General features: G+C 67.8%; 20 protein-coding genes. 12 read left to right on the forward strand and 8 right to left on the reverse strand.

Features of this window, described 5'->3' with window-relative positions; translation table 11 throughout:
• Positions 1-267 precede the first annotated feature (267 nt).
• Positions 268-1191 (reverse strand): LLM class F420-dependent oxidoreductase, encoded by a 924-nt coding sequence (locus tag DPM12_RS18105; RefSeq protein ID WP_112259763.1) that lies wholly within the window; start codon positions 1189-1191, stop codon positions 268-270.
• A 13-nt stretch (positions 1192-1204) separates the two neighbouring features.
• Positions 1205-2476 (reverse strand): class I SAM-dependent RNA methyltransferase, encoded by a 1272-nt coding sequence (locus DPM12_RS18110; RefSeq protein WP_211659113.1) that lies wholly within the window; start codon positions 2474-2476, stop codon positions 1205-1207.
• A 47-nt stretch (positions 2477-2523) separates the two neighbouring features.
• Here DPM12_RS18110 and DPM12_RS18115 point away from each other — a divergent pair, with 47 nt between their 5' ends.
• Positions 2524-3189 (forward strand): potassium channel family protein, encoded by a 666-nt coding sequence (locus DPM12_RS18115; RefSeq protein ID WP_112259765.1) that lies wholly within the window; start codon positions 2524-2526, stop codon positions 3187-3189.
• Complete coding sequence (locus DPM12_RS18120; protein WP_112259766.1) at positions 3189-3857, forward strand: potassium channel family protein; 669 nt, start codon at positions 3189-3191, stop codon at positions 3855-3857. Before DPM12_RS18115 ends, DPM12_RS18120 begins: the two co-directional genes overlap by 1 nt.
• On the opposite strand, the gene DPM12_RS18125 is transcribed toward DPM12_RS18120, so the two are convergent.
• From DPM12_RS18125 to dut, 3 genes are read right to left on the reverse strand one after another with little or no spacing between them, the layout of a single operon-like run.
• A complete protein-coding gene (locus DPM12_RS18125; RefSeq protein ID WP_112259767.1) occupies positions 3849-4577 on the reverse strand; it encodes a DUF3159 domain-containing protein in 729 nt (242 codons plus the stop codon). The genes DPM12_RS18120 and DPM12_RS18125 overlap by 9 nt on opposite strands.
• Positions 4574-5335 (reverse strand): DUF3710 domain-containing protein, encoded by a 762-nt coding sequence (locus DPM12_RS18130; RefSeq protein WP_112259768.1) that lies wholly within the window; start codon positions 5333-5335, stop codon positions 4574-4576. Before DPM12_RS18130 ends, DPM12_RS18125 begins: the two co-directional genes overlap by 4 nt.
• Before the next feature lie 27 nt (positions 5336-5362).
• Complete coding sequence (gene dut, locus DPM12_RS18135; RefSeq protein ID WP_211659114.1) at positions 5363-5818, reverse strand: dUTP diphosphatase; 456 nt, start codon at positions 5816-5818, stop codon at positions 5363-5365.
• Positions 5819-5872: 54 nt separating this feature from the next.
• Here dut and DPM12_RS18140 point away from each other — a divergent pair, with 54 nt between their 5' ends.
• A complete protein-coding gene (locus DPM12_RS18140; RefSeq protein WP_112259769.1) occupies positions 5873-6364 on the forward strand; it encodes a DUF3093 domain-containing protein in 492 nt (163 codons plus the stop codon).
• Here DPM12_RS18140 and DPM12_RS18145 read toward each other — a convergent pair.
• The gene (locus DPM12_RS18145) at positions 6361-6663 is read right to left on the reverse strand and encodes a DUF4193 domain-containing protein (protein ID WP_112259770.1); all 303 of its coding nucleotides are present in this window, start codon (positions 6661-6663) and stop codon (positions 6361-6363) included. The two genes, DPM12_RS18140 and DPM12_RS18145, sit on opposite strands and share 4 nt — an antisense overlap.
• Positions 6664-7032: 369 nt before the next feature.
• Here DPM12_RS18145 and DPM12_RS18150 point away from each other — a divergent pair, with 369 nt between their 5' ends.
• From DPM12_RS18150 to DPM12_RS18185, 8 genes are read left to right on the forward strand one after another with little or no spacing between them, the layout of a single operon-like run.
• A complete protein-coding gene (locus DPM12_RS18150; RefSeq protein WP_112259771.1) occupies positions 7033-8052 on the forward strand; it encodes a LacI family DNA-binding transcriptional regulator in 1020 nt (339 codons plus the stop codon).
• Positions 8053-8059: 7 nt separating this feature from the next.
• Entirely contained in the window at positions 8060-9394 is a 1335-nt protein-coding gene (locus DPM12_RS18155) for an extracellular solute-binding protein (protein WP_112259772.1), read from the forward strand.
• A gap of 21 nt (positions 9395-9415) precedes the next feature.
• Positions 9416-10369, forward strand: a complete 954-nt coding sequence (locus tag DPM12_RS18160) for a carbohydrate ABC transporter permease (protein ID WP_112259773.1) — start codon at positions 9416-9418, stop codon at positions 10367-10369.
• Positions 10366-11259 (forward strand): carbohydrate ABC transporter permease, encoded by an 894-nt coding sequence (locus DPM12_RS18165; protein ID WP_112259774.1) that lies wholly within the window; start codon positions 10366-10368, stop codon positions 11257-11259. The genes DPM12_RS18160 and DPM12_RS18165 overlap by 4 nt, the downstream gene beginning before the upstream one ends.
• A gap of 30 nt (positions 11260-11289) precedes the next feature.
• Positions 11290-13572 (forward strand): alpha-xylosidase, encoded by a 2283-nt coding sequence (gene yicI, locus DPM12_RS18170; protein ID WP_112259775.1) that lies wholly within the window; start codon positions 11290-11292, stop codon positions 13570-13572.
• A gap of 14 nt (positions 13573-13586) precedes the next feature.
• The gene (locus DPM12_RS18175) at positions 13587-14993 is read left to right on the forward strand and encodes a GH1 family beta-glucosidase (protein ID WP_112259776.1); all 1407 of its coding nucleotides are present in this window, start codon (positions 13587-13589) and stop codon (positions 14991-14993) included.
• A gap of 48 nt (positions 14994-15041) precedes the next feature.
• Positions 15042-17612, forward strand: a complete 2571-nt coding sequence (locus tag DPM12_RS18180; protein WP_158542942.1) for an acylphosphatase — start codon at positions 15042-15044, stop codon at positions 17610-17612.
• A complete protein-coding gene (locus DPM12_RS18185) occupies positions 17609-18478 on the forward strand; it encodes an ATP-binding protein (RefSeq protein ID WP_112259778.1) in 870 nt (289 codons plus the stop codon). Before DPM12_RS18180 ends, DPM12_RS18185 begins: the two co-directional genes overlap by 4 nt.
• Here DPM12_RS18185 and DPM12_RS18190 read toward each other — a convergent pair.
• Together DPM12_RS18190 and DPM12_RS18195 are read right to left on the reverse strand one after the other, a co-directional pair.
• Positions 18454-20541: a PLP-dependent aminotransferase family protein gene (locus tag DPM12_RS18190; protein ID WP_112259779.1), complete on the reverse strand. Its 2088-nt coding sequence runs from the start codon at positions 20539-20541 to the stop codon at positions 18454-18456. The two genes, DPM12_RS18185 and DPM12_RS18190, sit on opposite strands and share 25 nt — an antisense overlap.
• A complete protein-coding gene (locus tag DPM12_RS18195) occupies positions 20538-21890 on the reverse strand; it encodes a pyridoxal phosphate-dependent decarboxylase family protein (RefSeq protein ID WP_112259780.1) in 1353 nt (450 codons plus the stop codon). The genes DPM12_RS18190 and DPM12_RS18195 overlap by 4 nt, the downstream gene beginning before the upstream one ends.
• A 124-nt stretch (positions 21891-22014) precedes the next feature.
• On the opposite strand from DPM12_RS18195, the gene DPM12_RS18200 reads away from it, so the two are divergent.
• Positions 22015-23427: an HAD-IG family 5'-nucleotidase gene (locus DPM12_RS18200; protein ID WP_211659115.1), complete on the forward strand. Its 1413-nt coding sequence runs from the start codon at positions 22015-22017 to the stop codon at positions 23425-23427.
• Positions 23428-23804: the final 377 nt, after the last annotated feature.

Here is a 23804-nt window from a genome sequence, read left to right on the forward strand (position 1 = left end):
GGGCTGCTGTCGTGCTCAACGCAGTGATCGCTTGGACCGCACATTTGTCAGACATGCCCTAGCCGACATCCCATCCCACACAGCACCTACTTCTTGGGTCTGCGGAACGCCCAGCGGCCTAAATCTGGCTCTGTGCGTTCCGCAGACCCAAGAAGATGCGGGACGACGGGCAGGGCCGGGCCGCGCGAGTCGGCGGGCGGTGCCGGGGTCCAGCGGCGACGGTGGGCAGGGCCGGGCCGCGCGGGACGGCGCGGGGGCAGGCACGGCTCAGGTAACGTGCGGGGCGACCTCGCTGGCGACGAGCTCCAGGTGTTCCAGGTCGGAGAGGTCGAGGACCTGCAGGTATACCCGGTCGGCACCGAGGTCGCGCAGCCTGCCGAGCTCGTCGACGACCTCCTGTGTCGTGCCCGCGATACCGTTCTGCCGCAGCTCTGCGGGTTCGCGGCCGATGGCCGCCGCGCGGCGCTCGAACTCGGCTTCGTTCTGGCCGCACGCCAGCACGAGCGCGACCGAGTACGCCATTTCCCCGGGGTCGCGGCCGCCGTCGTCACACACCTTGCGGACGCGGGCGAACCGGTCACCGATCTCGTCCTTGGGCGGGAACGGCGCGTTGTATTCCGTCGCGTACCGGGCGACGAGCACCGGCGTGCGCTTGGGCCCGTGACCGCCGATGATCAGCGGCAGCGGGTCCTGCACCGGTTTGGGCAGGGCGGGCGAATTGGCGACCGTGTAGTAGTCACCGCCGAAGTCGAAGCGCCCTCCCACCGGCGTCTCCCACATACCAGTGATGATCTTGAGCTGTTCTTCGAGCAGCTCGAACCGCCGTGGTGGGAAGGGCACCCCGTAGGCGGCGTGCTCGGCCGCGTACCAGCCGGCTCCCAGCCCGACTTCCAGGCGTCCACCCGACATGTGGTCCACCTGCGCAGCCTGGACGGCCAGCATCCCCGGATAGCGGAACGTCGCCGCCGTCACCAGCGTTCCCAGCCGAATCCGGGTGGTCTCCCGGGCCAGCGCGGCGAGTGTCAGCCAGGCGTCGGTCGGCCCGGGCAGCCCTCGGGTGTCGCCCATCGCCAGGAAGTGGTCGGAGCGGAAGAAGGCGTCGAACCCCAGGCGTTCGGTGGCTTGTGCCACCCGGAGCTGGTCCTCGTAGGTGGCGCCTTGCTGGGGTTCGGTGAAGATCCGTAGTTGCATGGTGTCAAGCCTTTCACGTCGCCGGCTCGTCCGCCGGCACTATCGTCGCCACGCACTCGACATGGTGGGTCATGGGAAACAGGTCGAAGGCGCGCAACCCGGACAGGCGATAGCCGGCGGTGGCGAACGTCGCCAGGTCTCGCCCGAGCGCCGCGGGATCGCATGCCACGTAGGCGATCGCGCGCGGGTGCCGGCGCGCGATCTCGTGGACGACGTTCAGCTTGGCGCCGGCCCTGGGCGGGTCCAGTACGACGACGTCGGCGCCAAGCTCGTCCTCCTTGCCCAGCACCCGGTCCACCGGTCCCGTGCGAAATGTCACCTGTTCGAGATCGGCGAGGTTGTTCCGGGCGTCGGCGGCGGCGCGCCGATCACCTTCGATCGCCACCACCGAGCCGTCGTGCCCCACGCCGTCGGCGAGCACGGCGGCGAACAGGCCGGCCCCGCTGTAGAGGTCGAGGGCGCGCTCGCCCGGGCGGGGACGCACGGCCTGCGCCACGGCCTCGCCGAGCAGATCGGCCGCGCCGGGATGCACCTGCCAGAAGCCCCCGGCGCTCACCTGCCACGTTCGGCCCCAGGCGGTCTCGGTCAGCTCGGCGTGCCCCTCGACGGTGCGGATCTTGCCGTGCTCGTCCGTCATCGCGACGGACACGTCGGCAGGCAGCTCGGGGACGTCGACGTCGCGCTGCCCGGGTTCGGCGATCACCAACCGCTCCCCCGTGCCGGACACGGCCGCTTGCACGGACTCCATGCCCGGCCACGGCCGCTGTTCGATCTGCAACGACCGGATTCCGGGGTGGGCGATCGCGCACTCGTCGATGGGGACGACATCGTGGGAACGGTGCCTGCGGAGCCCGGCACGGTCCTCCTCGTCGACCGCGTACGTCATCCGGGTACGCCAGCCCAGCCCGTCGTGCTCGTCCGGCACCGGCTCGACCTCGACGTCCCACTCGATCCCCGCGAGTCGCCACAGCTGCTCGGCGATCACGTCCGCCTTCAGCCGCCGCTGCGCGGGGAGGCTCGCATGCTGCCAGTCGCACCCGCCGCACTTGCCCGGGCCGGCATACGGGCACGGCGGCTCGACCCGGTCCGCCGAGGGTGTCAGGATCTCCACCGCGTCCGCCCGCCAGTACCGCGAGTCCTCCGTGCCCTCGGTGACGTGGGCGCGAACCCGTTCACCCGGCAGGGCGTGTCGCACGAAGACGACACGGCCGTCGTGACGGGCGATACCGAAGCCGCCGTGACCCACTCCGGTCACGTCGACGATGATCTCCACAGCGGCAGGCACAACGGCTATGGTAGGAAAGCCATTGTGTCAGGGGACAAGGGAGTCGCGTGCACGTCGTGATCATGGGGTGTGGCCGGGTGGGGTCCACCCTCGCGCACAGTATGCAAGCTCGCGGGCACACGGTCGCCGTGATCGACCGGGATTCCGATGCGTTTCGCCGGCTTCGCCCCGGTTTCGAAGGTGCGACGATCACCGGCATCGGCTTCGACCGCGACGTCTTGCAGGCGGCCGGTATCGGTGAAGCCAGCGCCTTCGCTGCCGTCAGCAGCGGCGACAATTCGAACGTCATCTCGGCACGGGTGGCGCGCGAGACCTTCGGCGTCGATAACGTCGTCGCCCGCATCTACGACCCCGGGCGTGCCGAGGTGTACGAGCGGCTGGGCATCCCGACGGTCGCCACCGTGCGGTGGGCCGCCGATCAGGTGCTGCATCGCCTGCTGCCGGACGACATCATCCCGGAATGGTCCGACCCGTCCGGCGCGGTGCAGCTGGCACAGATTCCCGCCAGTCCGGCGTGGGCCGGCACGTCCGTGGCCGAGCTGGAGCGCTCCAGCGGCTGCCGCGTCGCGTTTCTCGCCCGGTCCGGCCGCGGCATGATTCCCACGAGCGAGACCGTCATCGAGCACGACGACCGCGTGTACGCCATGATGGATCCGGCCAAATCGGAAGGGCTGGCGCGTACACTCGCGGGCGACGCGGAGGGCAGGCAGTGATGCGGGTCGCCATCGCCGGTGCCGGCAACGTGGGGCGTTCGATCGCCACTGAGCTGCTGGCCAACGGGCACGAGGTGCTGCTGATCGATCGGGACCCGGCAGCGATCAAGGCGGCGTCGGTGCCCCAGGCCGAATGGTTGCTCGCCGACGCGTGCGAGATGTCCACGCTGGAAGAGGCAGCGCTTGAGCGTTGCCACGTGACTATCGCCGCCAGCGGGGACGACAAGGTGAATCTCGTCGTGTCGCTGCTGGCCAAGACGGAGTTCGGAGTGCCGCGAGTGGTCGCGCGGGTCAACCAGCCGGACAACGAGTGGCTGTTCACCGAGGGGTGGGGCGTCGACGTGTCGGTGTCCACGCCGCGGATCATGTCCGCGCTGGTCGAAGAGGCCGTCAGCGTGGGCGACCTGGTCCGCCTGTTCACCTTCCGCCAGGGCGAGGCCAACCTCGTCGAGCTGACGCTGCCACCGGACTCCCCGATCTCCGGAACCGCCGTCGGCGAGGTCAGCTGGCCCGAGGACACCGCGCTCGTGGCGATCATCCGGGGCCGTCACGTGCACGACCCCGGTGCCGACATGCGGCTCGAAGCCGGCGACGAGCTGCTGTTCGTCGCGGCGCCGGAACGCGAGCGCTTCCTGGAGGATCTGCTCTCCCCCAAGGATTCAGCCTGACGGCTCGTCCTGCTCGCGCTCGTCGAGTTCTTGCGACTCCTCGAGTTCGTGCGGCTCGTCGCCCGCTTCACGCGCCTGGTACGCGTGGTACGCCGGACGGACCACCAGGTATGTCAGGTAGACGACGATCAAGAACAGCGGCCAGCTCATCAGCAGCCGCGCGGTGGCCAGCCAGCCCAGTTGCGACTCGCCGGCGAAGTACAGGGGCGCCTGGACGGCGAGCCGGACTGCGAACATCGCCACCCACAGCAGGCTCGCGTTCGTGTACGCCCGCATCATGCGGCGGTCGCGGCGCCAGGCCGTGCCCTGGCCGGTGATGAACCCGACCAGCACGCCGATGATCGGCCAGCGGATCAGGATGGAAACGAGATAGGCGAAGCCATAGCCGACGTTGATCAACAGGCCGGGCAGGAAGACGTCCTCGGCCCGTCCGGTCCGGCTGGACACGAACACGCCCACCCCGAGCACCAGGAACCCGGCGATGACGTTTTGCAGCTGATCCCGCCGCACCAGCCGGATCACCGCCAGCACCGCCCCGGCAGCCAGGGCTACCCACAGCGACACGGTGAGGTTGTGCCCGCCGACCGTGTAGATCACCGTGAACAGTGCCAGCGGCAGCCCCGCATCGAGCAGGGCTGCCGGTGTCAGGGCGTCGGCCGGGCGGAAGCGTTCGTCCGAGGTGATCGCGTTGAACCAGCCGGCGCGCCCGGGCGCGCTCATCGTTCCTGCTCCGGATCGTCGACGTCGTCATCGCTCGCGGCGCCGGCCACCGATGGAGCCGCCGCCTCGGCATCGGATGCCGCGTCGGAATCGGTGACGGTGGCGACCTCGTCACTTGCTTCGCGCCGGGCCGGCGGGGTGAGCGTGATCACCTCGCCGGGTGGCATCGGTCCTTCCCCGCGGACGACGACGACCTGGCGAACCACGTCCACCAGGTTCTGGAAGGCCGTGGCGTCGTTGATCGCCTTGCCGAGGAAGGTCGCACGCAGCATCCAGCGCGGGCCGTCGATTCCCGACACTCGCGACGGTTGATGGCCCTGCTTGCCGTCCTTGGTGGTAACCGGCACGACCATGCGCACCTCGGTGCCGAACGGGCCGCTGCCCTCCTGGACGTTTCCCCCGCGGCGTTTGGCGTCCTCCGCGATCTGCAGCCGGGTCTGCTCCCACATCCCCGAGCTGCGTGGCGCGGCCACCGCGACGAGTTGCACGGCGGCGTCGCCCACGGCCAGCAGGGCGCTGCTGCCCCGCCCCGAGCGCTTGTCCATCTGGAGCTGGATCTTCATGCCCTCGACGCCCTTGATCAACAACCCGCCCAGATCGATCCGGGTGCGGCGTGCTTCCTCGATGTCGACCTCGGCAGCGTCGAACGGGCCGTCCGCGCGGGCGGGGTCCGCAGGTTCGGATGCAGCAGCCGTCTCCTCGTCTTCGGCCGTCTCGGAACCTTCGTCTCGATCATCTCGTCGCCGGCGTCGGAACACCTGAACTACTCCCTCGTGTCGTTGCCCTCAACGACCTGTCGATCCGTAGCCACCATCACCGCGTGCCGATCCGGGCAACCGCTCGACCTCGTGAAACACGGCGCTCTCGACGCGCTGGACCACCAGCTGGGCAATCCGGTCGCCGCGTTCGAACACCGCCGGTTCGCGGAGATCGTGGTTGACCAGCACAACCTTGATCTCGCCACGATACCCCGCGTCGACGGTGCCGGGTGTATTGACGATGCTCACTCCCAGCCGATGCCCGAGCCCCGAGCGGGGGTGGACGAACGCAGCGTATCCCGCGGGTAGCGCGATCGCGATCCCGGTGCCGACAAGAGCGCGTTCACCCGGAGCGATCGTGACCGCTTCGGTGGTCACGAGGTCCGCGCCGGCGTCGCCGGCGTGTGCGTAGGACGGCAACGGGATCTCCGGGTCCAACCGGGAGACCAGTACCTCAACCTGTGGCGTTATGGCGGTGTTCACGCCCGCAGACCCTACCCGTGGTGATTGCCCGGGCGACGTGGCACCCTCCTTGATATGACTCGCGAACCCGGCACCGGCGAACCTCTGTACCGGGAACGGCTTTTCGTCCCGGCGCGCTGGTGGTTGTTGCTGGTCCTGTTGGCCGGCGCCATCTGGCTCATCTACCAGCACGCCTACGGTCCCCGGGTATCGCTTCCGGTGGCGCTGCCCGGGCTGGCGTGCGGCGCGGCGGTACTCGTCCTTTACGGCCGCGCGCGCCTCACGGTCACCGCCGACGTGGTCGCCGCCGGCCGTGCCCGCTTGCCGCTCGATGCCGTGGGCACCGTCGAGGTACTCACCGGTGACGCGGCACGCTGGGCCCGTGGGCCCGAGCTCGACCCGCGGGCCTACCGCGTCATCCGTGGATACGTCGATCCGGTGGTGCGTATCCACGTGAGCGACGACGATCCGACACCGTACTGGCTGGTGTCGAGTCGCCGTCCCGATCGCTTTGCCGCAGCCATCGGGACGGCGCGGGCGGCGCGTACCTCGGCGGGAAGCAGCTAGGCCGCGCAATCGCGGCACACGAGCTTCCCCCCGTCTTCCTTGGCGAGCTGGCTGCGGTGATGCACCAGGAAGCACTCGCCGCACGTGAACTCGTCGGCCTGCCGGGGCAGAACCCGTACCGCGAGCTCTTCGTTCGACAGGTCTGCACCGGGAAGTTCGAGGGACTCGGCCATCTCGGCCTCGTCGACATCCACGATGCCCGACGAGGCCGAGTCCAGCCGCCGGGTCTTGAGGTCCTCGAGCGAGTCCTCGGAGATCTCCTCCTCGGACTTGCGCGGTGCGTCGTAATCGGTTGCCATAGGGCGTGACCCCCTCGATGGGCGTATAACGGTTCACTCACTACGGGTCGGTGGCACCAGGCGGCACCACGTTCCGTCGTGCCCTTTCGTAACGCATGAGAGCCCGTGGTTGTGCCCGGCCCGAAGCCGAGATTTTGCCTGACTTCTTACCCGATCTGCACCTCGGCTCGCCGATGTGATGCAGATCATGCGCTGCGCCGCCTAACTACCGCCGTCGCAGAAATCTACCTCGGAGGGGATATTCGAGACCAATTCGTAATCCCTTTTCTCATTGACGCGCGCCGCCATGCGGACGAAACATAGGTTTCTATGGTGATGTCGAAACGCTTCGACGATGCGTTTCGACATGTCGGTGGAAGGAGACCTCGCATGGCCACGATGAACGACGTCGCGAAGCTTGCCGGCGTCTCGGTCAGCACGGTCTCGTACGCGTTGACCGGTGTCCGCCCCGTCACACCGGAGACCCGCGCCCGCATCCACGCCGCCATGGACGAGCTCGGCTACCAGCCCAACGCCATCGCGCGCAGCCTCGCCAGCCGTCGCACGCACATCATCGCCTTGCTCTTTCCCGGCATCGAGCTGGGCCTTTCGGGCACCGCGCTGGAGTTCGTCACCTCGGCAGCGGAGACCGCCCGCGAAGAGGGCTACCACCTGATGTTGTGGCCGATCGGCGACGACGAGGTCGGTGAGACCCGCAATCTCATCCATCAGCAGCTCGCCGATGGTGTGCTGGTGATGGAGGTCCGCCTCGACGATCCGAGAGTCGACCTCCTGCGCGAGAGCCAGACGCCGTTCACCCTGATCGGGCGCACGGCAGACGCGGCAGGGCTCGATTACGCCGACATCGACTTCGACACGACCGTGCGCGATGCGCTCGATCACCTCATCGGGCTCGGCCACGAGCGCATCGCGTTCGTCAGCCATTCCAAAGCGAGCCTCGACGCCGGTTACGGACCTACCGTGCGTGCCGGGGAGGCGTTCGAACGTCACATGACCGAACGGGGCCTCCCCGTCGTCGCGCGTCACTGCGACGAATCCGCCGACGCGGGACGCGCCGTGGTGAGCGAGCTCTGGCACGCTCACCCGGACATCACCGCGCTGATCACCATGAACGACGCGGCCACGTTCGGCGCCATGGCCCAGCTCGCCGACGACGGCCGGCAAGTGCCACGGGACGTCTCGGTGCTGTCGATCGCGTCGTCGCCGCGGGTCGCCGCGCTGAGCCATCCCCGCCTGACCACGATGGCCGCCCCCGGAACGGAGCTCGGCCGGTCAGGAGTGCGTTCGCTGATCGAGCGAATCGAAGGCTCGCAGAGCGCAACGCTGCACGAGCTCGTTCCCTGCCGGCTCGACATCCAGGCCACGACATCCCCCCGAACGAAGGAGTGACACGGCCATGCACACCCCACCCCGGCTCATCTCAACCCGCTTCGCACCGATCGGTCTCCTGGCCGCAGGCGCGCTCGTCCTCGCCGCCTGTGGCGGTGACGACGGGGAGCAGACCGGTTCCGGCGAGGCGGATTCCTTCGCCGGCGAGACCCTCCGGCTCTGGCACTACGAAGGCGACAACAGCGCGATGGGGATCGCCTGGGACGAGGCGATCGACATCTTCGAGGACGAGACCGGCGCGACGGTCGAGTTCGAGGAGAAGTCCTTCGAGCAGATCCGCCAGACGGCCAACATGGTGCTCAACACCGACGAGGCGCCGGACATCATGGAGTACAACAAGGGCAACGCCAGCGCCGGCCTGCTCGCCTCCCAGGGGTTGCTCACCGACATCTCCGACGCCGTGGAGGAGTACGGCTGGGACGAGAAGCTCGCCCCGACGGTGCAGACCACGGCCCGTTATGACGACAACGGCGTGATGGGCTCCGGCTCGTGGTACGGGATTCCCAACTACGGCGAGTTCGTCATGGTCTACTACAACGAGGACCTGTTCGCCGAGCACGGGATCGAGATACCGGAGACTTACGACGATCTCGTGGCCGCCATGGACGAGTTCGTCGACGCCGGCGTGACACCGCTGGCCATGTCCGGGGCCGAGTACCCCGCGGGGCAGCTGTTCTACGAGCTCGCCCTCACCCAGGCCGACCGCCAGTTCGTCAACGACTACCAGCTGTACGAGAACCCGGTGGACTTCTCCGGCCCGGAGCTTCGGTACGGCGCCGAGACGTTCAGCGAGTGGGTCGAGGCCGGATACATCGGCGACGAGACCGCCGGCCTGGCCGCCGAGGACATGGGAACGTCCTTCATCGCCGGTGACTACCCGATGCTGTACTCGGGGTCGTGGTGGTACGGCCGCTTCGTGGACGAGATCGAGAGCTTCGACTGGAGCGTGTCCCTGTTCCCCGGCTCCGACCTGCACCCGGGCTCGAGCGGCAACCTCTGGGTCGTTCCCACGGCCGCGGAGAACGAGGAGCTCGCCTACGAGTTCATCGAGATCACCATGCGCCCGGAGATCCAGGCCACGCTCGGCAACAACGGTGGCGTCCCGGTCGCGGCCGAGCCGGATGACATCGACGACGACAAGAGCCTCGAGCTGATCAGCCTGTTCGAGGAGGCCGCGGAAAGCGACGGTCTCGCTTACTACCCGGACTGGCCGGTCCCCGGCTTCTACGACGATCTCGTGGGAGCGCTTCAGGAACTGATCAACCAGAACGCGACGCCGGAGGAGGTCCTCGAGCAGCTGCAAGTCGCCTACGACGCGGGTGTCGAGGACATCACGAACTAGAAGTCAGGTCCTCGTATCGCCATGTCCACACTCACCAAGCCACCAGCTACAAGGGCCAGCGGCACCGGGACGCCGGACCGCAGCTCGAGTCGGGGGTACTGGCTCTACCTGCTGCCCGGAGGGTTGCTCTTCGCCGCGGTCATCATCCTCCCGTTCGGGATGAACCTCGGGCTGAGCTTCGCCTCCTGGCCCGGTGTCGGCGACATCGAATGGACCGGAACGGAGAACTACGTCCGGCTGTTCGGTGACGAAACGTTCTGGGCGTCGTTCCGCAACTCGGTCGCGATGATCATCGCGATGGTCGTCGTCCCCACCGCGGTCGGCCTGTTGCTGGCCTCCGTGCTGTTCGACGTGATCGGCAAGCGGTTCGGCGGCCGGACCGCGAGCACGTTGCGGGCGTTGTATTACCTGCCGCAGATCCTGCCCGTGGCGATCGCCGGGATCGTCATGGGCTGGATCTTGCGTCCCCAGGACGGCGCCCTCAACACCCTGCTCGAGGCGGTGGGGCTGGGTGACGTCACCCAGAACTGGCTGGGCGATCCGGGCACGGCACTGCCGAGCGTGATGGCGATCATGGTGTGGGTCCAGATCGGCTACCCGGTCGTCATCTTCATGGCCGCGCTGCAGCGGGTGGATCCCGAGCTGTACGAGGCGGCCGAGATCGACGGCGCGGGCTGGTTCCGCCGGTTCCGGGCCATCACCATCCCCCAGATCCGCCCGGAGACCTTCGTCGTCGCCCTCACCTGCACCATCGCGGCGATGAAGGTCTTCGGACCGGTCTTCGTGCTCACCCGGGGCGGGCCGGGTGATGCCACCAACGTGCCGTCGTACTTCGCCTACCAGAACTTCTTCGAGCGGGCCGACGTCGGGTACGGCGCGGCCATCTCCACCATCCTCACGCTCATCATCATCGTGCTGAGCGTGATCTTCATCAGGTTCCAGGCCAAGAGTGAGCGCAAGGAGCGCGGCCGATGAGCGCGACCGACACCGCACCCCGCGCCCCCGTCAGCACGCCCGCCCCGTCCGGTAGGCGCGACCGTTACCGGCGCGGCCCGATGCGCTGGCTCGTGCTGGCCCTGTTGATCGCTGGCGCGGCCGTAGTCCTCTTCCCGTTCGCGATCATCCTGCTGAACGCGTTCAAGTCGCCGACGGAGTACTCGAACGCGGGACCGCTGGCCTTCCCCACCGAGATCTACGTCGAGGGGATGATCGATTTCTGGAACCAGGTCAACTTCGGCCGGAAGCTGTGGAACTCGTTCATGATCGCCGGCTCGGTGGCGGTCCTCGGCGTCGTCGTGTCGTTGTTCAACGCCTACGCGCTCGGTATCGGCCGGGTGAAGGGGCGGCTGAGCATCGTGGTGCTCTTCCTCATCGCGAACATGCTCCCGCACGAGGCGCTGGTGTATCCGCTGTACTGGATGGCCAACCAGGTCGGGCTCTACAACACGCAGCTCGCCGTGATCATCATCTTCACGGTGATCCAGAGCGCCTTCGGTACGTACCTCCTGGCGTCCGTCTTCGGTACGTTCCCGCAGGAGCTTCTCGAGGCGGCAAAGCTCGACGGTGCCTCGAAGTGGCAGATCCTGTGGCGGGTCGTCTTCCCGATCAGCCGGCCCACGCTCTCGGTGCTGTTCGTGTTCTTCTTCATCTGGACCTGGAACGAGTTCTTCATACCGCTGATCTTCCTCATCTCCAATGATCGCCAGACCGTGCCGGTCGCCCTGGGTGTCCTGGAGGGCGAGCGGCTGATGGACGCCACCACCACGAGCGCGGCCGCGCTGCTGGGCGTGATTCCGGCGGTCATCTTCTTCCTCATCTTCCAGCGCACCCTCGCACGCGGCATCACCGCGGGTGCGGTCAAGTAGTACCCGAACAAGCAGCGAAAGGATCCCGCGTTGAAGTTCACCGACGGCTATTGGGGCATGCGCCCCGGTGTCCAGGCACTACACCCGGCCGAGGCGTACGATGTCGAGCCCGGCGATACCGGATTCACCGTCTATGCCCCTACCCGGCACATCGCCCGCCGCGGTGACACTCTCAACCGCCCCCTGGTGACCACACGGTTCTCGTCGCCCATGCCCGGGGTGATCTCCGTGCGCCTGACGCATCACGCCGGTGGCCTGCGGCGTCCGCCCCACTTCGAGCTTCCCGGGACCGGTTCTCCCGACGTGGACGTCCGGGTGGACGACGGAGCGGCCGAGCTCACCAGTGGCGATCTCACGGTCCGGGTGCGGCGCGGCGACAGCTGGCGGGTCGACTTCCTCGCCGGCGAGCGGGTACTCACGTCGTCCGGCTCCACCGGCATGGGCTTCATGACGACTGCCGACGGCTCTCACTACGCGCTCGAGCGGCTAGATCTGAACCCGGGCGACACGGTGTACGGGCTGGGCGAGCGATTCGGCCCGTTCGTGAAGAACGGCCAGTCGGTGGACATCTGGAACAACGACGGCGGCACGGCCAGCGAGCAGGCCTACAAGAACGTCCCGTTCTACCTGACCAATGCCGGCTACGGGATCTTCGTCAACCATCCGGGGCTGGTGTCCTTCGAGGTAGCTTCCGAGATCGTCTCGCGTACCCAGTTCAGTGTCGAGGACCAGGAACTGGAATATTTCGTCATCTACGGCCCCACCCCGAAGGACATCCTGCGCCGCTACACGGCACTGACCGGCCGGCCCGCCCCGGTGCCCGCGTGGTCGCACGGGTTGTGGCTGTCGACGTCGTTCACCACCGACTACGACGAGGCCACCGTGAGCTCGTTCGTCGACGGCATGGCCGAGCGTGACATCCCGCTGAGCGTCTTTCACTTCGACTGCTTCTGGATGCGCGAGTTCCACTGGTGCGATTTCGAGTGGGACCCGCGTACCTTCCCCGATCCCCAGGGCATGATCGACCGCCTGAAGGATCGGGGCGTGCGGATCTGCCTGTGGATCAACCCGTACATCGCGCAGCGTTCGCACCTCTTCGAGGAGGGCAAGGCCAAGGGCTATCTCGTTCGGCGGCCGGACGGCTCGGTCTGGCAATGGGACAACTGGCAGGCCGGCATGGCGCTGGTCGACTTCACCAACCCGGCCGCGCGTGACTGGTACGCCTCCCACCTGCGCCGCCTGCTGGACATGGGGGTCGACACGTTCAAGACCGACTTCGGCGAGCGGATCCCCACGGATGTGATCTGGGAGGACGGCTCCGACCCGCACCGGATGCACAACTACTACACGCACCTGTACAACCAGACGGTCTTCGAGCTCCTGCGCGAGCACCGTGGCGCGGACGAGGCGGTCGTGTTCGCGCGCTCAGCCACCGCGGGCGGCCAGCGCTTCCCGGTGCATTGGGGCGGGGATTGCGATTCCACGTTCGCCTCGATGGCCGAATCGCTGCGCGGCGGGCTGTCCCTGGCGATGTCCGGATTCGGCTACTGGAGCCACGACATCGGCGGGTTCGAGAACACGCCGGACCCGGCCGTGTTCAAGCGGTGGTGCGCCTTCGGCCTCTTGTCGTCGCACAGCCGGCTGCACGGCTCGGGCTCCTACCGGGTGCCGTGGGTGTTCGACGACGAGGCGACCGATGTGCTGCGCGCGTTCACGAAGCTGAAGATGCGGTTGATGCCCTACCTCGCGGCAACGGCGCGTGACGTCGGCGAGCACGGCACACCGATGATGCGGCCCATGGTGCTGGAATTCCCGGAGGATCGCGCGACGACGCATGTGGAATTGCAGTACATGCTCGGTGATCGGCTGCTCGTTGCTCCGGTGATGTCGGCGGCCGGCCAGGTGTCATACTACGTGCCGGATGGGACGTGGACGTCGTTGCTCGACGGCTCGACCGTGCAGGGACCGCGGTGGTTCACCCAGACGCACGGGTTCGACAGCCTGCCGCTGCTCGTGCGGCCCGACACGGTGCTGCCTATCGGCGCCGTCGACGACCGCCCGGATTACGATTACGCCGACGGCGTCACGTTGTGGCTGTACGAGCTCTCCGACGGCCACGACTCCGAGCTCACCATTCCCGATTCGACCGGCACTGCGCAGACTGTGTTTTCCATCACGCGGCGCGGATCAACCGTCACGATCCGCGCGGCGCATTTCGGGAACGCTCCCAAGCCATGGCAAGCTGGCGTTGCCGGCACCGGCACCGTCGTCGAGGCCCCCGCCGGCAGCACCGAACTGACCCTGAACCTGTGAGGAGATAGGCGCCCATGAGCACGAATCTTCGAGACCGATTCCCGGATGATTTCATCTGGGGCTCGGCCACCGCGTCGTACCAGATCGAAGGCGCGGCCAAGGAAGGCGGGCGCGGGCCGTCCATCTGGGACACCTTCTCCCACACACCGGGCAAGACGCTGAACGGTGACACCGGCGACGTCGCCTGCGACCATTACCACCGCCTGAACGAGGACCTCGGGCACATCGCCGACCTCGGTCTGGACGCGTACCGCTTCTCCATCGCGTGGCCACGCGTCCAGCCCAGCGGGATCGGCCCGCTCAACCAGGAAGGCGTGGACTTCTACGAGCGGCTCGTCGACGGCCTGCTCGAACGCGGGGTGCAGCCGGTGGCCACCCTCTACCACTGGGACCTTCCCCAGGAGCTTGAAGATGCCGGCGGTTGGCCGGCGCGCGACACCGCCTACCGGTTCGCGGAGTACGCCGAGCACATGGCGCGCGTTCTCGGTGACCGGGTGCACACCTGGACCACCCTCAACGAGCCGTGGTGCTCGGCCTACCTGGGCTATGCCTCGGGTGTGCACGCCCCGGGGCGCACGGAGCCCGCGTCGGCGCTGGCGGCGGTGCACCATCTCAATCTCGCGCACGGCCTGGCCGGGCGCGCCATCCGTGCCGAGCTGCCCGGGGCGCGGCTGTCGGTCACGCTGAACCTGCACGTCGTGCGGCCGGTCGATCCCGGCAGTGAGAGCGACGTCGAGGCGGTGCGCCGCATCGACGCGATCGCGAACCGGGCCTTCCTCGGCCCGCAGCTCGATGCCGCGTATCCGCAGGACCTGCTCGACGACACCGCGCACGTCACCGACTGGTCATTCGTCCACGACGGGGACACCGACATGGCATGCGTGCCGCTGGACATCCTCGGCGTGAACTACTACTCGACCAAGCAGGTTCGGCTCTGGGACGGCAGCGGAGACCCGAGCGCCAACGACGGCCACGGCAACGCCGCGGGGTCGCCGTGGGTGGCGGCCGACGACATCGAGTTCGTCCGCCCACCCGGCCCGTACACGGCCATGGGCTGGGACATCGATCCGAGCGGGATGACCGAGCTGCTGCTTAGGCTGCACCGCGAGTACCCCGAGTTGCCGCTGATGATCACGGAGAACGGTGCCGCGTTCGACGACGTCGTCTCTGACGACGGCGCGGTGCACGACGCCCGGCGGGTGGACTACGTGCGCGATCACATCGCGGCGGTGGCCGATGCCCGGGACGCCGGGGCCGACATGCGGGGTTACTTCTTGTGGTCGCTGATGGACAACTTCGAGTGGTCGTACGGATACGACCGGCGGTTCGGGATCATCCGGGTGAACTATGAAACCGGTGAACGAATGTGGAAGGACTCCGCCTACTGGTATCGTGATTTAATCGCCGGTCGCGCCACGTGAGCGCGTCGCCTTCCGATGACGCCTCACCATTCACGTAAGGTAAAGCGGGTGTTACGGAAGAGCGTCACGATCACGCGAGCCTCGGCTCTGGAATTCCGGGTGCCTTCATCGCGTGGGACGCGCGCCGCGCGCTCCGACGCGTACGACCTCATGATCCAACTCGACGGCGCTGCGCGCGGGCGGACCGTGCGCGGTGTCGGCGCGGCTGGCGTCCACCGTCGAGCTACGGAACTCGGCCAACAGCGATCGTACTGGGACGTCGTACAGTCCGCACTCGACCAGGTGGAAGGGGCGTCACTCCCCGCTCACCCCCCGAAGGCGCTGGCCCTACTCGGGGAGATAGCGGACGGTTTGCGGGAATCGATCCCGGGTGAACGAAGCCCCGGAGAGCACGCCGTCCTTGCCGCCGTCGATGTCGCGCTCGCCGACGTCGCGGCGCAAGCCAAGGGGATCTCCATGGCCGCTTTCCTGGGTGGAAGGCGTGGGCCGCTGCCGACCGGCCAGGTCTTCAGCGCCCGCCAGCCCGAGGACGTGCTCCGGAAACACGTGGCGGGCGGACCGGCGGGACCGGTTCTCAAGTTCACCGATCTTCCGGATCGGCAGGCCGCGCTCGATATCGCCCTGGCCATGGCGAACGCCACGGCGGGTCACACGCCGCTCTGGCTGGAACTGGACGCTGCGTGCGAGCGATCGGAGCTGCTCGCGCTCGTCGACACGCTGGCCGCTCGAATGGCAGCCGGTGAGCTACCGGGGCGGCTCATCGTGCAGCCGGTCTGGAGCGCCGAGAGCTATCTCGAGGTCGCCGCGTTGCAGGAGACGGCGGAGGCGGCCGGTATCGAGCTCATGGCCGAGGTGGGGGACGCGCACGACGCTGACGCCGCCGCCGGTCACGGGATCCGCGCGGTCGGTCTGACACCCCAGCGTGCTGGCGGGATCTCGGGTGCGCTGCGGATCGCCGCGCACCTGAAGACGCACCATCCCGACGTGCGAGTCGGCTTGTCCACCGAATCGCATCTACCGGGCATCACGGCACGGGCCGTCATGGAGCTCGCCACGGCGCTGCCACGCCTCGACTATTGCGCGGTGATGCCGTCCACCGTGAGCCCGACGACGGACATCGAGCCGCCGGTAGGATACGCGGACGGTGACCACCATGCCGTACCCGGCGACGGTCCGGGCCTCGGTGCCCGTATCGATTGGGCGTCTGGCGTCGGGTACATCGCGCGGGCCGCCGACGGGGCCCGGTCCCGGCGTCCACGGCCCACCTACGCCGGACGTCCCGCCAACGAGTTCGACATCGACGCGTTGTTGCCCTTCGCGAGCGGCAACGGTGATATTCGGGTTACCACTCCGCTGATCGAGCGGGCCGCCTTGCGCCGTGGTCTGGACACGGTGCGGCTGTCGCGCCGCATCGTGCTTGCCGACCATTCCGACCTCGCCACCCCGCTGTTCTTCAGCCCGAACATGTCCGCGTGGATCGCCCGCCCGGCGCAACAGGTTACGGGCGACAAAGAGCTGACCCGCCAGGTCTTGCGGGACGCGGGCGTACCGGTTCCGCAGGGTGCCGCATTCGGTCCGGACGAGGTCGACGCTGCCGTGCAGTACGCGATGTCAATCGTGTCGCAGGGCACGCACGTGGTCGTCAAGCCGTCTCGGGGTCTGCACGGTACCGGGGTATCCACGGACCTGCGCGAGGAGGCGGATGTACGCAAGGCGATCACGACGTTGACGGAGACGAAGTTCGGCGGCCAGCCGTTCGTCGTCGAGAGCTACGTACCCGGCGACGACTACCGGCTGCTTGTCGTGGGCGGACAGGTCGTCTCGGTGGTCCTGAAACGTCCAGCGTCGGTCATCGGCGACGGGACATCCACCATCGCCGAGCTGGTCGTGCAGAAGAACAGGGACCGGTTGGAGAATCCGCATACCCGCGGCTGCCTGTTGCGGTTCGGCACCGACACGCGGCACTGGCTCGACCGGCAAGGCCTGACGCCGGAGAGCGTTCCAGCGCCCGGCACGGCGGTGCGCCTGGGCAGCGCCGGGAATATCGCCACAGGTGGGGAGAGTATCGAGGTCCTCGACGAGACCCACCCGAGCCTGCTCGACCTGGCCGTCCGGGCGGTGCACGCGGTCCCCGGACTCGATCACGCCGGCGTCGACGTGATGGCTGATCACCTCGCCGGCCTGGATGATCACGCGGCGGCCGTCATCGAGCTGAACGCCAAACCCGCGACGACCTTTCACCACTTCCCACTCGCCGGATCGGCACGCGATGTCTCCAGCGACCTGGTCGCGCGCAGCTGCGTGCTGGCCGGCATAGATCCGGGTCCCGCGCGTGAGCGGCTGGCGTTGCGGATCGACGTCGAAGGCCGGGTGCAGAAAGTCGGGTACCGGCAATGGTTCGCCCGCCTCGCGCACTCCCGGGGTGTTGTCGGCTCGATCCACAACCGTGCTTCCGGCAGCGTCACAGCTTTCGTGTCCGGCGCCAGCGACGACGCCAGCCTGCTGGCGTCGTGTGCCATGATGGGGTCGCAACGCAGCCGGGTCGACCGGGTAACCACCACGCATGTCACCGATGTCCACCCGGACGACCGCTTCGAAGTGTCGGAGGTACGGGCATGAGCGCCGCCACGGCCACGCCGCATGTGGCGTCCGCCCTGCTCGAAGACGCCGCCCGGCACAGGGGTTTCGAGGTACGGCGGTGGGACCGCGCGCTCGTGTTCGTCCGCCTGGGCGCGGCGACATTGCCGTTCCACGAGCTCAACGGTCCCGATGCCAGCGAGGCTGGCCGGCTCCTGGGTACGCACCGCGACGGGCAGCGCACCATCCTGCGCAGCCGGGGCATCGCCGTGCCCGACGCGGCCACGTTCGCAACCATCGATCCGAAGCGGGCGCTGCGCTATGCGAACCGTCTCGGCTGGCCTGTCACCGTCCGGCCGGCGCGCCGCGGCGGCGAGGAGGGCGTTAGCCGGGATGTCGCCGACGAGTCCGCGTTCGCCGAGGCATGGGACCGCGCCGTCGAGGCGTCCGGTGGACGCACGGGCGGACCAGTGCTCGTCGAGGAGCAGGTGGCCGGCACCAGTTTCCACGTCGTCGTGGTCGATGGTGCCGTCGTTGCTGCGGCGCAGCTGGTCGACTCCCCGGCCGGCGATACAGCCGACGTGTCAGCCGGCGATACAGTCGACGTGACCGACGTGATCGGCGCGCCGCTCGGTGAGCTCGCGGCGGCGGCGGTCACCGCGATACCGGGCCTCGCGTACGGCGGCGTCGAGATCACCGCGCCCACCGGCACCGACGGTCCTGGCCACGGGAAGAGCGAGCCACGGGCCGTCGTCACCCACGTGGACAGTTTGCTTCGACGGCAGGTCCAAGCGCTCACCCAGGAGCGAGCAGAGGCGGTCGCCGGCGCCATCGTGGATCACTACCGGTATTCGCCGCGTTGGACGATCGTGCGGGAGACGCCCTACCGCTCCATGACGGATGCCTGATCGAGGTGCCGCAGGACCAGTAGCAGCTTGCGCAGCGCGTCGCTGATGTCGGCGAGGGTGCGGTCGACGCGTTCGGTCCAGGTACGTCCACGGGTGTGATCGAAGACGATCTCGGAAACCGTCGGGGCGCCGATGGCGACCCGCAGTCCGCCCACCCACGTATCGCCCTGGGCACGTATCTTGACCGGCTGCCCGATCTGGAACGTGCGTCGCAATACTGGATCGTCGGATCCGCCGAGACCGCGCAGGTCCTGTGCCAGCAACCGTTGTGCCGATTTGGCTTCTTCCATCGTCAGCGCGTGCCCGTCGGGGCCGTAGGCGAGGAAAGTGAAGATCGTCGGCAGGTCGTCCAGGCCTCGCGGGTCGGGATCGGGGATCGTCGTGTAGGGGCTCTCCACCAGACCGATTTGCGGTGTTCGCTCGATGATGTCCCGCAGACCGGAGGTCAGCAAGCGCAGCACCTCGTCCCGGATCTCGGGCGAGACGTTGTGGAACGAGCGGATCTCCGCCAGCGCCGCCTCCCAGCGCAACAGTAGACCGGCGTTGAGTCCCGGGCGCGTCACGGCGTGCAGGTCGGCGAGCGAGACCGGCACGTCCGCCGCGGCGAGGTAGTCACCCATGCCTCGGGGTAGCTCCCGGCCCTGGCTCAGCCTGGTGGTCAGGCCGGCCGGAAGAATGACCGCTCCGGAGAACGGCGGTCCCCCGAAGAACTTGGAACCTGTCACGATCACCATGTGACCGTCACCGAGGTGAGCGACCGCCGTGTGCTGATCGACACGCATCTGGGCGGCATCGACCACGACGTCGAGCCGCTCACCGTAGCGCTGCCGCCACTGCCGCACGGTTTCGGGACGGGGCAGGCGGATGCCGGTCTTCGACCCTTCGACGACGTGCACCAGGGTGCGATACCCATCGGCCCGCGCCGCGATGGCATCCTCAACCGCGGCTTCCAGCTCGTGCGCCGTCAACATCTCGCCGGCATCGTCGCGCAGGTCGACGGTGGACGTCACGATGCGAGATCCGTCGAGCCCTCGAATCGGCTTGCCCACGCACGCCGGGGCGCCGGACGGCAACCGCTCACTGAAATGGCGACCCGCCGCTGCATGCGGCCCACCACTGCCGATCTCGTGCTGGCCGACCACGATCACATGCACGGGATCCCCTGGAGCGAGCGCGACGAGTAGCGCGACCAGCTCCGCGTCGGTCCCAGATGGCGTGAAGACGACCTCGACGTCCGCGGTCACCCCGAGCGCGGCCTGCAGGATGTCACGCATCACCGTACTGTGTGCCGCCACCACCTCGTCCAGTTCGTCCCGCAGTGCCGCAGAGATCAACCGGGACCGCAGCTCCCCCGCCGCGTCGAACGATCGCGCCGTAGGTGACGACGCGGTGCAGGACCCGAACAGGCACGTCCATGGTGTCGGACTCGGCGTGACTCCGTACGCGTTGACGCCGCTGTGCCAATCGACCACTTGGCGATTGTCGCCGCCGCTCGCGATCAGCGCTTCCGTCGGGATGGCGAACGGTAGCGCCCGCGCCACCCGCGTGATCTGCGCGGCCGGGCATGGCTGCTCCGAACCGTCCCGGCGCGCGAGATATGAGGCGATCCGTTCGGCGAGCTCCTCGGATTTGGCCGCCGCATCGGCTCGGTCGTGAAGTTCCAGAATCTCGTATGCCTGATCCGCGAGGGGCGAAAACGCGGCCACCGCGTCCGGTTCGTCGTGCCGAGCCAGCGTCGTGACCCCGAACGTCAGCGCGGTGGCGTGCGCGATGATTCGGCGTTCCCAGCCCGGATCGGACGCCGCACCGGAGATGGTGAGCTCGATGGCCTCGCGCAGCACCAACGCCGAACCGGTCACCGTGACGGCCTCGTCGGGCCGCAATATCACCGTGGAACGGTCCAGCGCGAACGGGCGCTGCAACCCTGGATCGATGCGAACGGACAACCCGGCGAGCCGGGCCCCGATCTCGGGCATGCCGCACGCTTCGATGACCGGCCACGGTACGCGCGGCGTGTCACCTGAACTGTCGAGGACGGCGGGTACCAGCGAGGCGTCGGTCACGAATCGTACCGGCTTTCCAGCTGGTCCAGCACTGCAGCCTCGACGTCGGTGCTCGCGTCCAGGCGCGCGCTCACGCCATAGAGCGCTGCGCCGCCATCGGTCGAGCCCGCAGGAGGCGCTCCGCCCGCAGCCCAGCCGAGATCCCGGAGGAACTCGTCGACCACCGGAACGTGTGTGGGGTTGACGATGAGATGGATGCTGTCCGGATCGCGTTGGCGATCGATCCACCATCCCCGGCTTTCCAGCCGATCCGCCACGGCCATCATGTCCACCTGCTCGGAGGCGATCGCGAAGACACTCACCGGTGGATCACCGAGGACGTACAGCTCCGGAATGGCCCGGATGCCCTCGTGCAGCCGATCGGTCGCCTTCATGACCTCGGTAAAGATCGCCCGGTATCCTGCCTTGCCCTCGTAGACGATCGCCGCCCACGCGCCGGCGATCGCGCCACCGGGCCGGGTACCGAGGATTGTCGGCGATCCGAGGATCCCGCCCGGCCACGAGGTGTACGCGGAGAACTGGTAACGGCGCAGTTCTCGATCGCGGTACAAGACGGTGGATGACCCCTTCGGGCCGTACCCGTACTTGTGCATGTCGGCGCTGATCGAGGTGACACCCGGGACACCGAAGTCGAACGCGGGCACCTCGTAGCCCAGTTCGCGAGCGAACGGCAGCACGAAGCCGCCGATCGTGGCATCCACGTGCAAGCCGATTCCGTAACTGGCCGCGATGGCGCCCAGATCCTCGATCGGGTCGACCACCCCGTACGGAAAGCACGGGGCCGAGGCGCAGCCGAGGATGGTCGATTCGGAGATGGCCGCGGCGAACGCGGAAGGATCCGCGCGGAAGGTGTGGTCCACGGGCACCGGTACCGGCCGCACGCCCAGGAGTTCCCCCGCTTTGAGGAACGCCGGATGTGCCGTGACCGGCACCACCATCTCCGGATCGGTGATCTCGGGCCGTTCGGCCCGTGCCCGATCCCGGTACGCCTTCACCGCGAGGATCATGCTCTCCGTGCCGCCCGAGGTCATCGTGCCGCCGCTGGTGCGCGGATCGGCGCCAAGCAGGTCGAGGAGCATCCACACGACCTGTTTCTCCATCGTGGCCAAACTCGGAAACGCGGTGGGGCCGAGGAGGTTTTCGGCCGCGAACTCGCGATAAGCGTCGTGCACAACGTCGTCATGCTCTGGGCCTGCAGAGTAGACGAGACTCCAGATGCGCCCGCTGCGCCAATCCACGTCCGCAGCACGGTGTGCGCGTAATCGTTCCCGGACCTCCTCTCCGGACAGTCCTTCGGCGGGAAAGTGAGCGACCTGCTGCTCTGGGGGCTCGAATTCCGCAAGACTCATAGCCGTGGAAGTACACCTTCATCAAGTTGTGATCTACCCGTTATCAATGCGCGCACCTTATCGTGGGGTACCGACGCCGAACAAACCCCGAGGAAGCATAACGGCGAATGCTAGCGTCGAGGACGTGACATCCCAGCCCGAGCGAGGCATCTACGCCAACCGGACGCTCAACCTGCGGTCGGTCGAAGCGATCGGCTACGACATGGATTACACGCTCATCCACTACCGTACCGACGAGTGGGAGGGATCCGCCTTCGAGCACGGGCGGCGCTTGCTGGCCGAACGCGGGTTTCCGGTCCACGACGTCGCGTTCGACGCTGATCACTACACCCAGGGCCTGGTCATCGATCTCGACCTGGGAAACCTCGTGAAGGCGACCCGGTTCGGCTATGTCATCCAGGCCCAGCACGGTACCCGCCAGCTCACCTTTGACGAGCTGCGCCGCGCCTATGCCGGGGTCTTCGTCGACCTCGCCGAACCGCGCTTCCGATTCCTGAACACGCTGTTCTCCATCTCCGAGGCCGCCCTGTACGCCCAGCTCGTCGACCGCCTCGACGCCGGCCTCCTCGACGGACCGCTCGGCTACGACGAGCTCTACCGCGCGGTGTCGTCCGCCCTTGACGAGTCGCACGCCGTCGGCACGCTGAAGGCGGAGATCGCGGCGGATCCGGATCGGTTCTGCGAACTCGATCCCGAGACCGCGGAGACGTTGCTCGATCAGCGCCTCGCCGGCAAACGGCTGCTACTGATCACGAACAGCGAGCTGCCGTACACCCGCGCCATGATGAGCTACGTCTTCGACCGTCACCTGCCCAGCGGATCGTGGCGTGACCTGTTCGACATCGTTGTCGTCTCGGCGAGCAAGCCCCGCTTCTTCGCCGAGGACATCCCGGCCTTTCGCGTGGTCGATCCGGATGAGGGCCTGCTCAAACCACATCCGGGGCTGCTGGAGGTCGGCGAGATCTACCACGGTGCCTGTGCCCGCCTCGTCGAGCAGAGCCTCGGCCTCGACGGGGCCCAGATCCTGTATGCCGGTGACCACCTCTTTGGCGACGTACACGTCACGAAGTCCGTCCTGCGCTGGCGTACCGCGCTGATCATGCGCGAGCTGGAAGCCGAGATCGCCGACGCCGCGCGGTTCGCGAGCGACGAGGAGCAGCTACAGCGCTTGATGGCGCGGAAGGTGGAACTCGAAGATCAGGTGGCTCAGACCCGGCTGGCAAACGTGCGGCACGATGCCGCGCACAACGGCCAGCCGACGTCGGACGGCCCGTCGGTGGGCAAGCTGCTCGAGCAGCTACGCGAGCTGGATCAGCAGATCACGCCGCTGGCCAAGGCGGCAGCCGAGCTCGGCAACCCCACCTGGGGTCCGCTGATGCGTGCCGGCAACGACAAGAGCCTGTTCGCCCGGCAGGTCGAGCGCTATGCCGACGTGTACACCTCCCGGGTGGCCAACTTCGGCCGCCGGACGCCCTACGCGTTCTTGCGCGCGGCGCGGACCACGTTGCCGCATGACGTGACGCCCGGGGACACATGACAGGCCCGTGTGTGCCAGAGCGAATCTGTGGCACACACGGGCCTTTCCCCCGTGATTCCTCGCCGGCTAGATTTCCGACGGACCGGACGTTTACCGCGCTCCCCCGTGACACGCGGCCCCCGTGTTGTGAACGTTCGGTGAAACCGCCGGAAATCTAGCCTGACGATGGTGTGGCCAAATTTCTAATCAGGCGAGGCCTAGTGCCTTGAGGATTTCTTCGACGAGGTTGGCGAGCGAATCCAAGAGGTGATACATGAACCCTCCTTCGAGTACCTCCGGGTGTCTCCCCGCCTGACCCTGGCTAGCCATTTCCGGAAGATCCGGCGGGCGATGCAATGACTATAACCAGATCGCTACAGAGAGTAAAGAGGTGTGAC

The organism is Phytoactinopolyspora halophila (assembly GCF_003287285.1).
GTDB classification, from domain to species: domain Bacteria; phylum Actinomycetota; class Actinomycetes; order Jiangellales; family Jiangellaceae; genus Phytoactinopolyspora_A; species Phytoactinopolyspora_A halophila.

Bases quoted from the DNA above. Each gene is read 5' to 3' on its own strand.
- DPM12_RS18105 (WP_112259763.1), bottom strand. From the start codon at position 1,191: ATGCAACTACGGATCTTCACCGAACCCCAGCAAGGCGCCACCTACGAG.
- DPM12_RS18120 (WP_112259766.1), top strand. From the start codon at position 3,189: ATGCGGGTCGCCATCGCCGGTGCCGGCAACGTGGGGCGTTCGATCGCC.
- DPM12_RS18125 (WP_112259767.1), bottom strand. From the start codon at position 4,577: ATGAGCGCGCCCGGGCGCGCCGGCTGGTTCAACGCGATCACCTCGGAC.
- DPM12_RS18140 (WP_112259769.1), top strand. From the start codon at position 5,873: ATGACTCGCGAACCCGGCACCGGCGAACCTCTGTACCGGGAACGGCTT.
- DPM12_RS18145 (WP_112259770.1), bottom strand. From the start codon at position 6,663: ATGGCAACCGATTACGACGCACCGCGCAAGTCCGAGGAGGAGATCTCC.
- DPM12_RS18150 (WP_112259771.1), top strand. From the start codon at position 7,033: ATGGCCACGATGAACGACGTCGCGAAGCTTGCCGGCGTCTCGGTCAGC.
- DPM12_RS18155 (WP_112259772.1), top strand. From the start codon at position 8,060: ATGCACACCCCACCCCGGCTCATCTCAACCCGCTTCGCACCGATCGGT.
- DPM12_RS18160 (WP_112259773.1), top strand. From the start codon at position 9,416: ATGTCCACACTCACCAAGCCACCAGCTACAAGGGCCAGCGGCACCGGG.
- DPM12_RS18165 (WP_112259774.1), top strand. From the start codon at position 10,366: ATGAGCGCGACCGACACCGCACCCCGCGCCCCCGTCAGCACGCCCGCC.
- DPM12_RS18175 (WP_112259776.1), top strand. From the start codon at position 13,587: ATGAGCACGAATCTTCGAGACCGATTCCCGGATGATTTCATCTGGGGC.
- DPM12_RS18185 (WP_112259778.1), top strand. From the start codon at position 17,609: ATGAGCGCCGCCACGGCCACGCCGCATGTGGCGTCCGCCCTGCTCGAA.
- DPM12_RS18195 (WP_112259780.1), bottom strand. From the start codon at position 21,890: ATGAGTCTTGCGGAATTCGAGCCCCCAGAGCAGCAGGTCGCTCACTTT.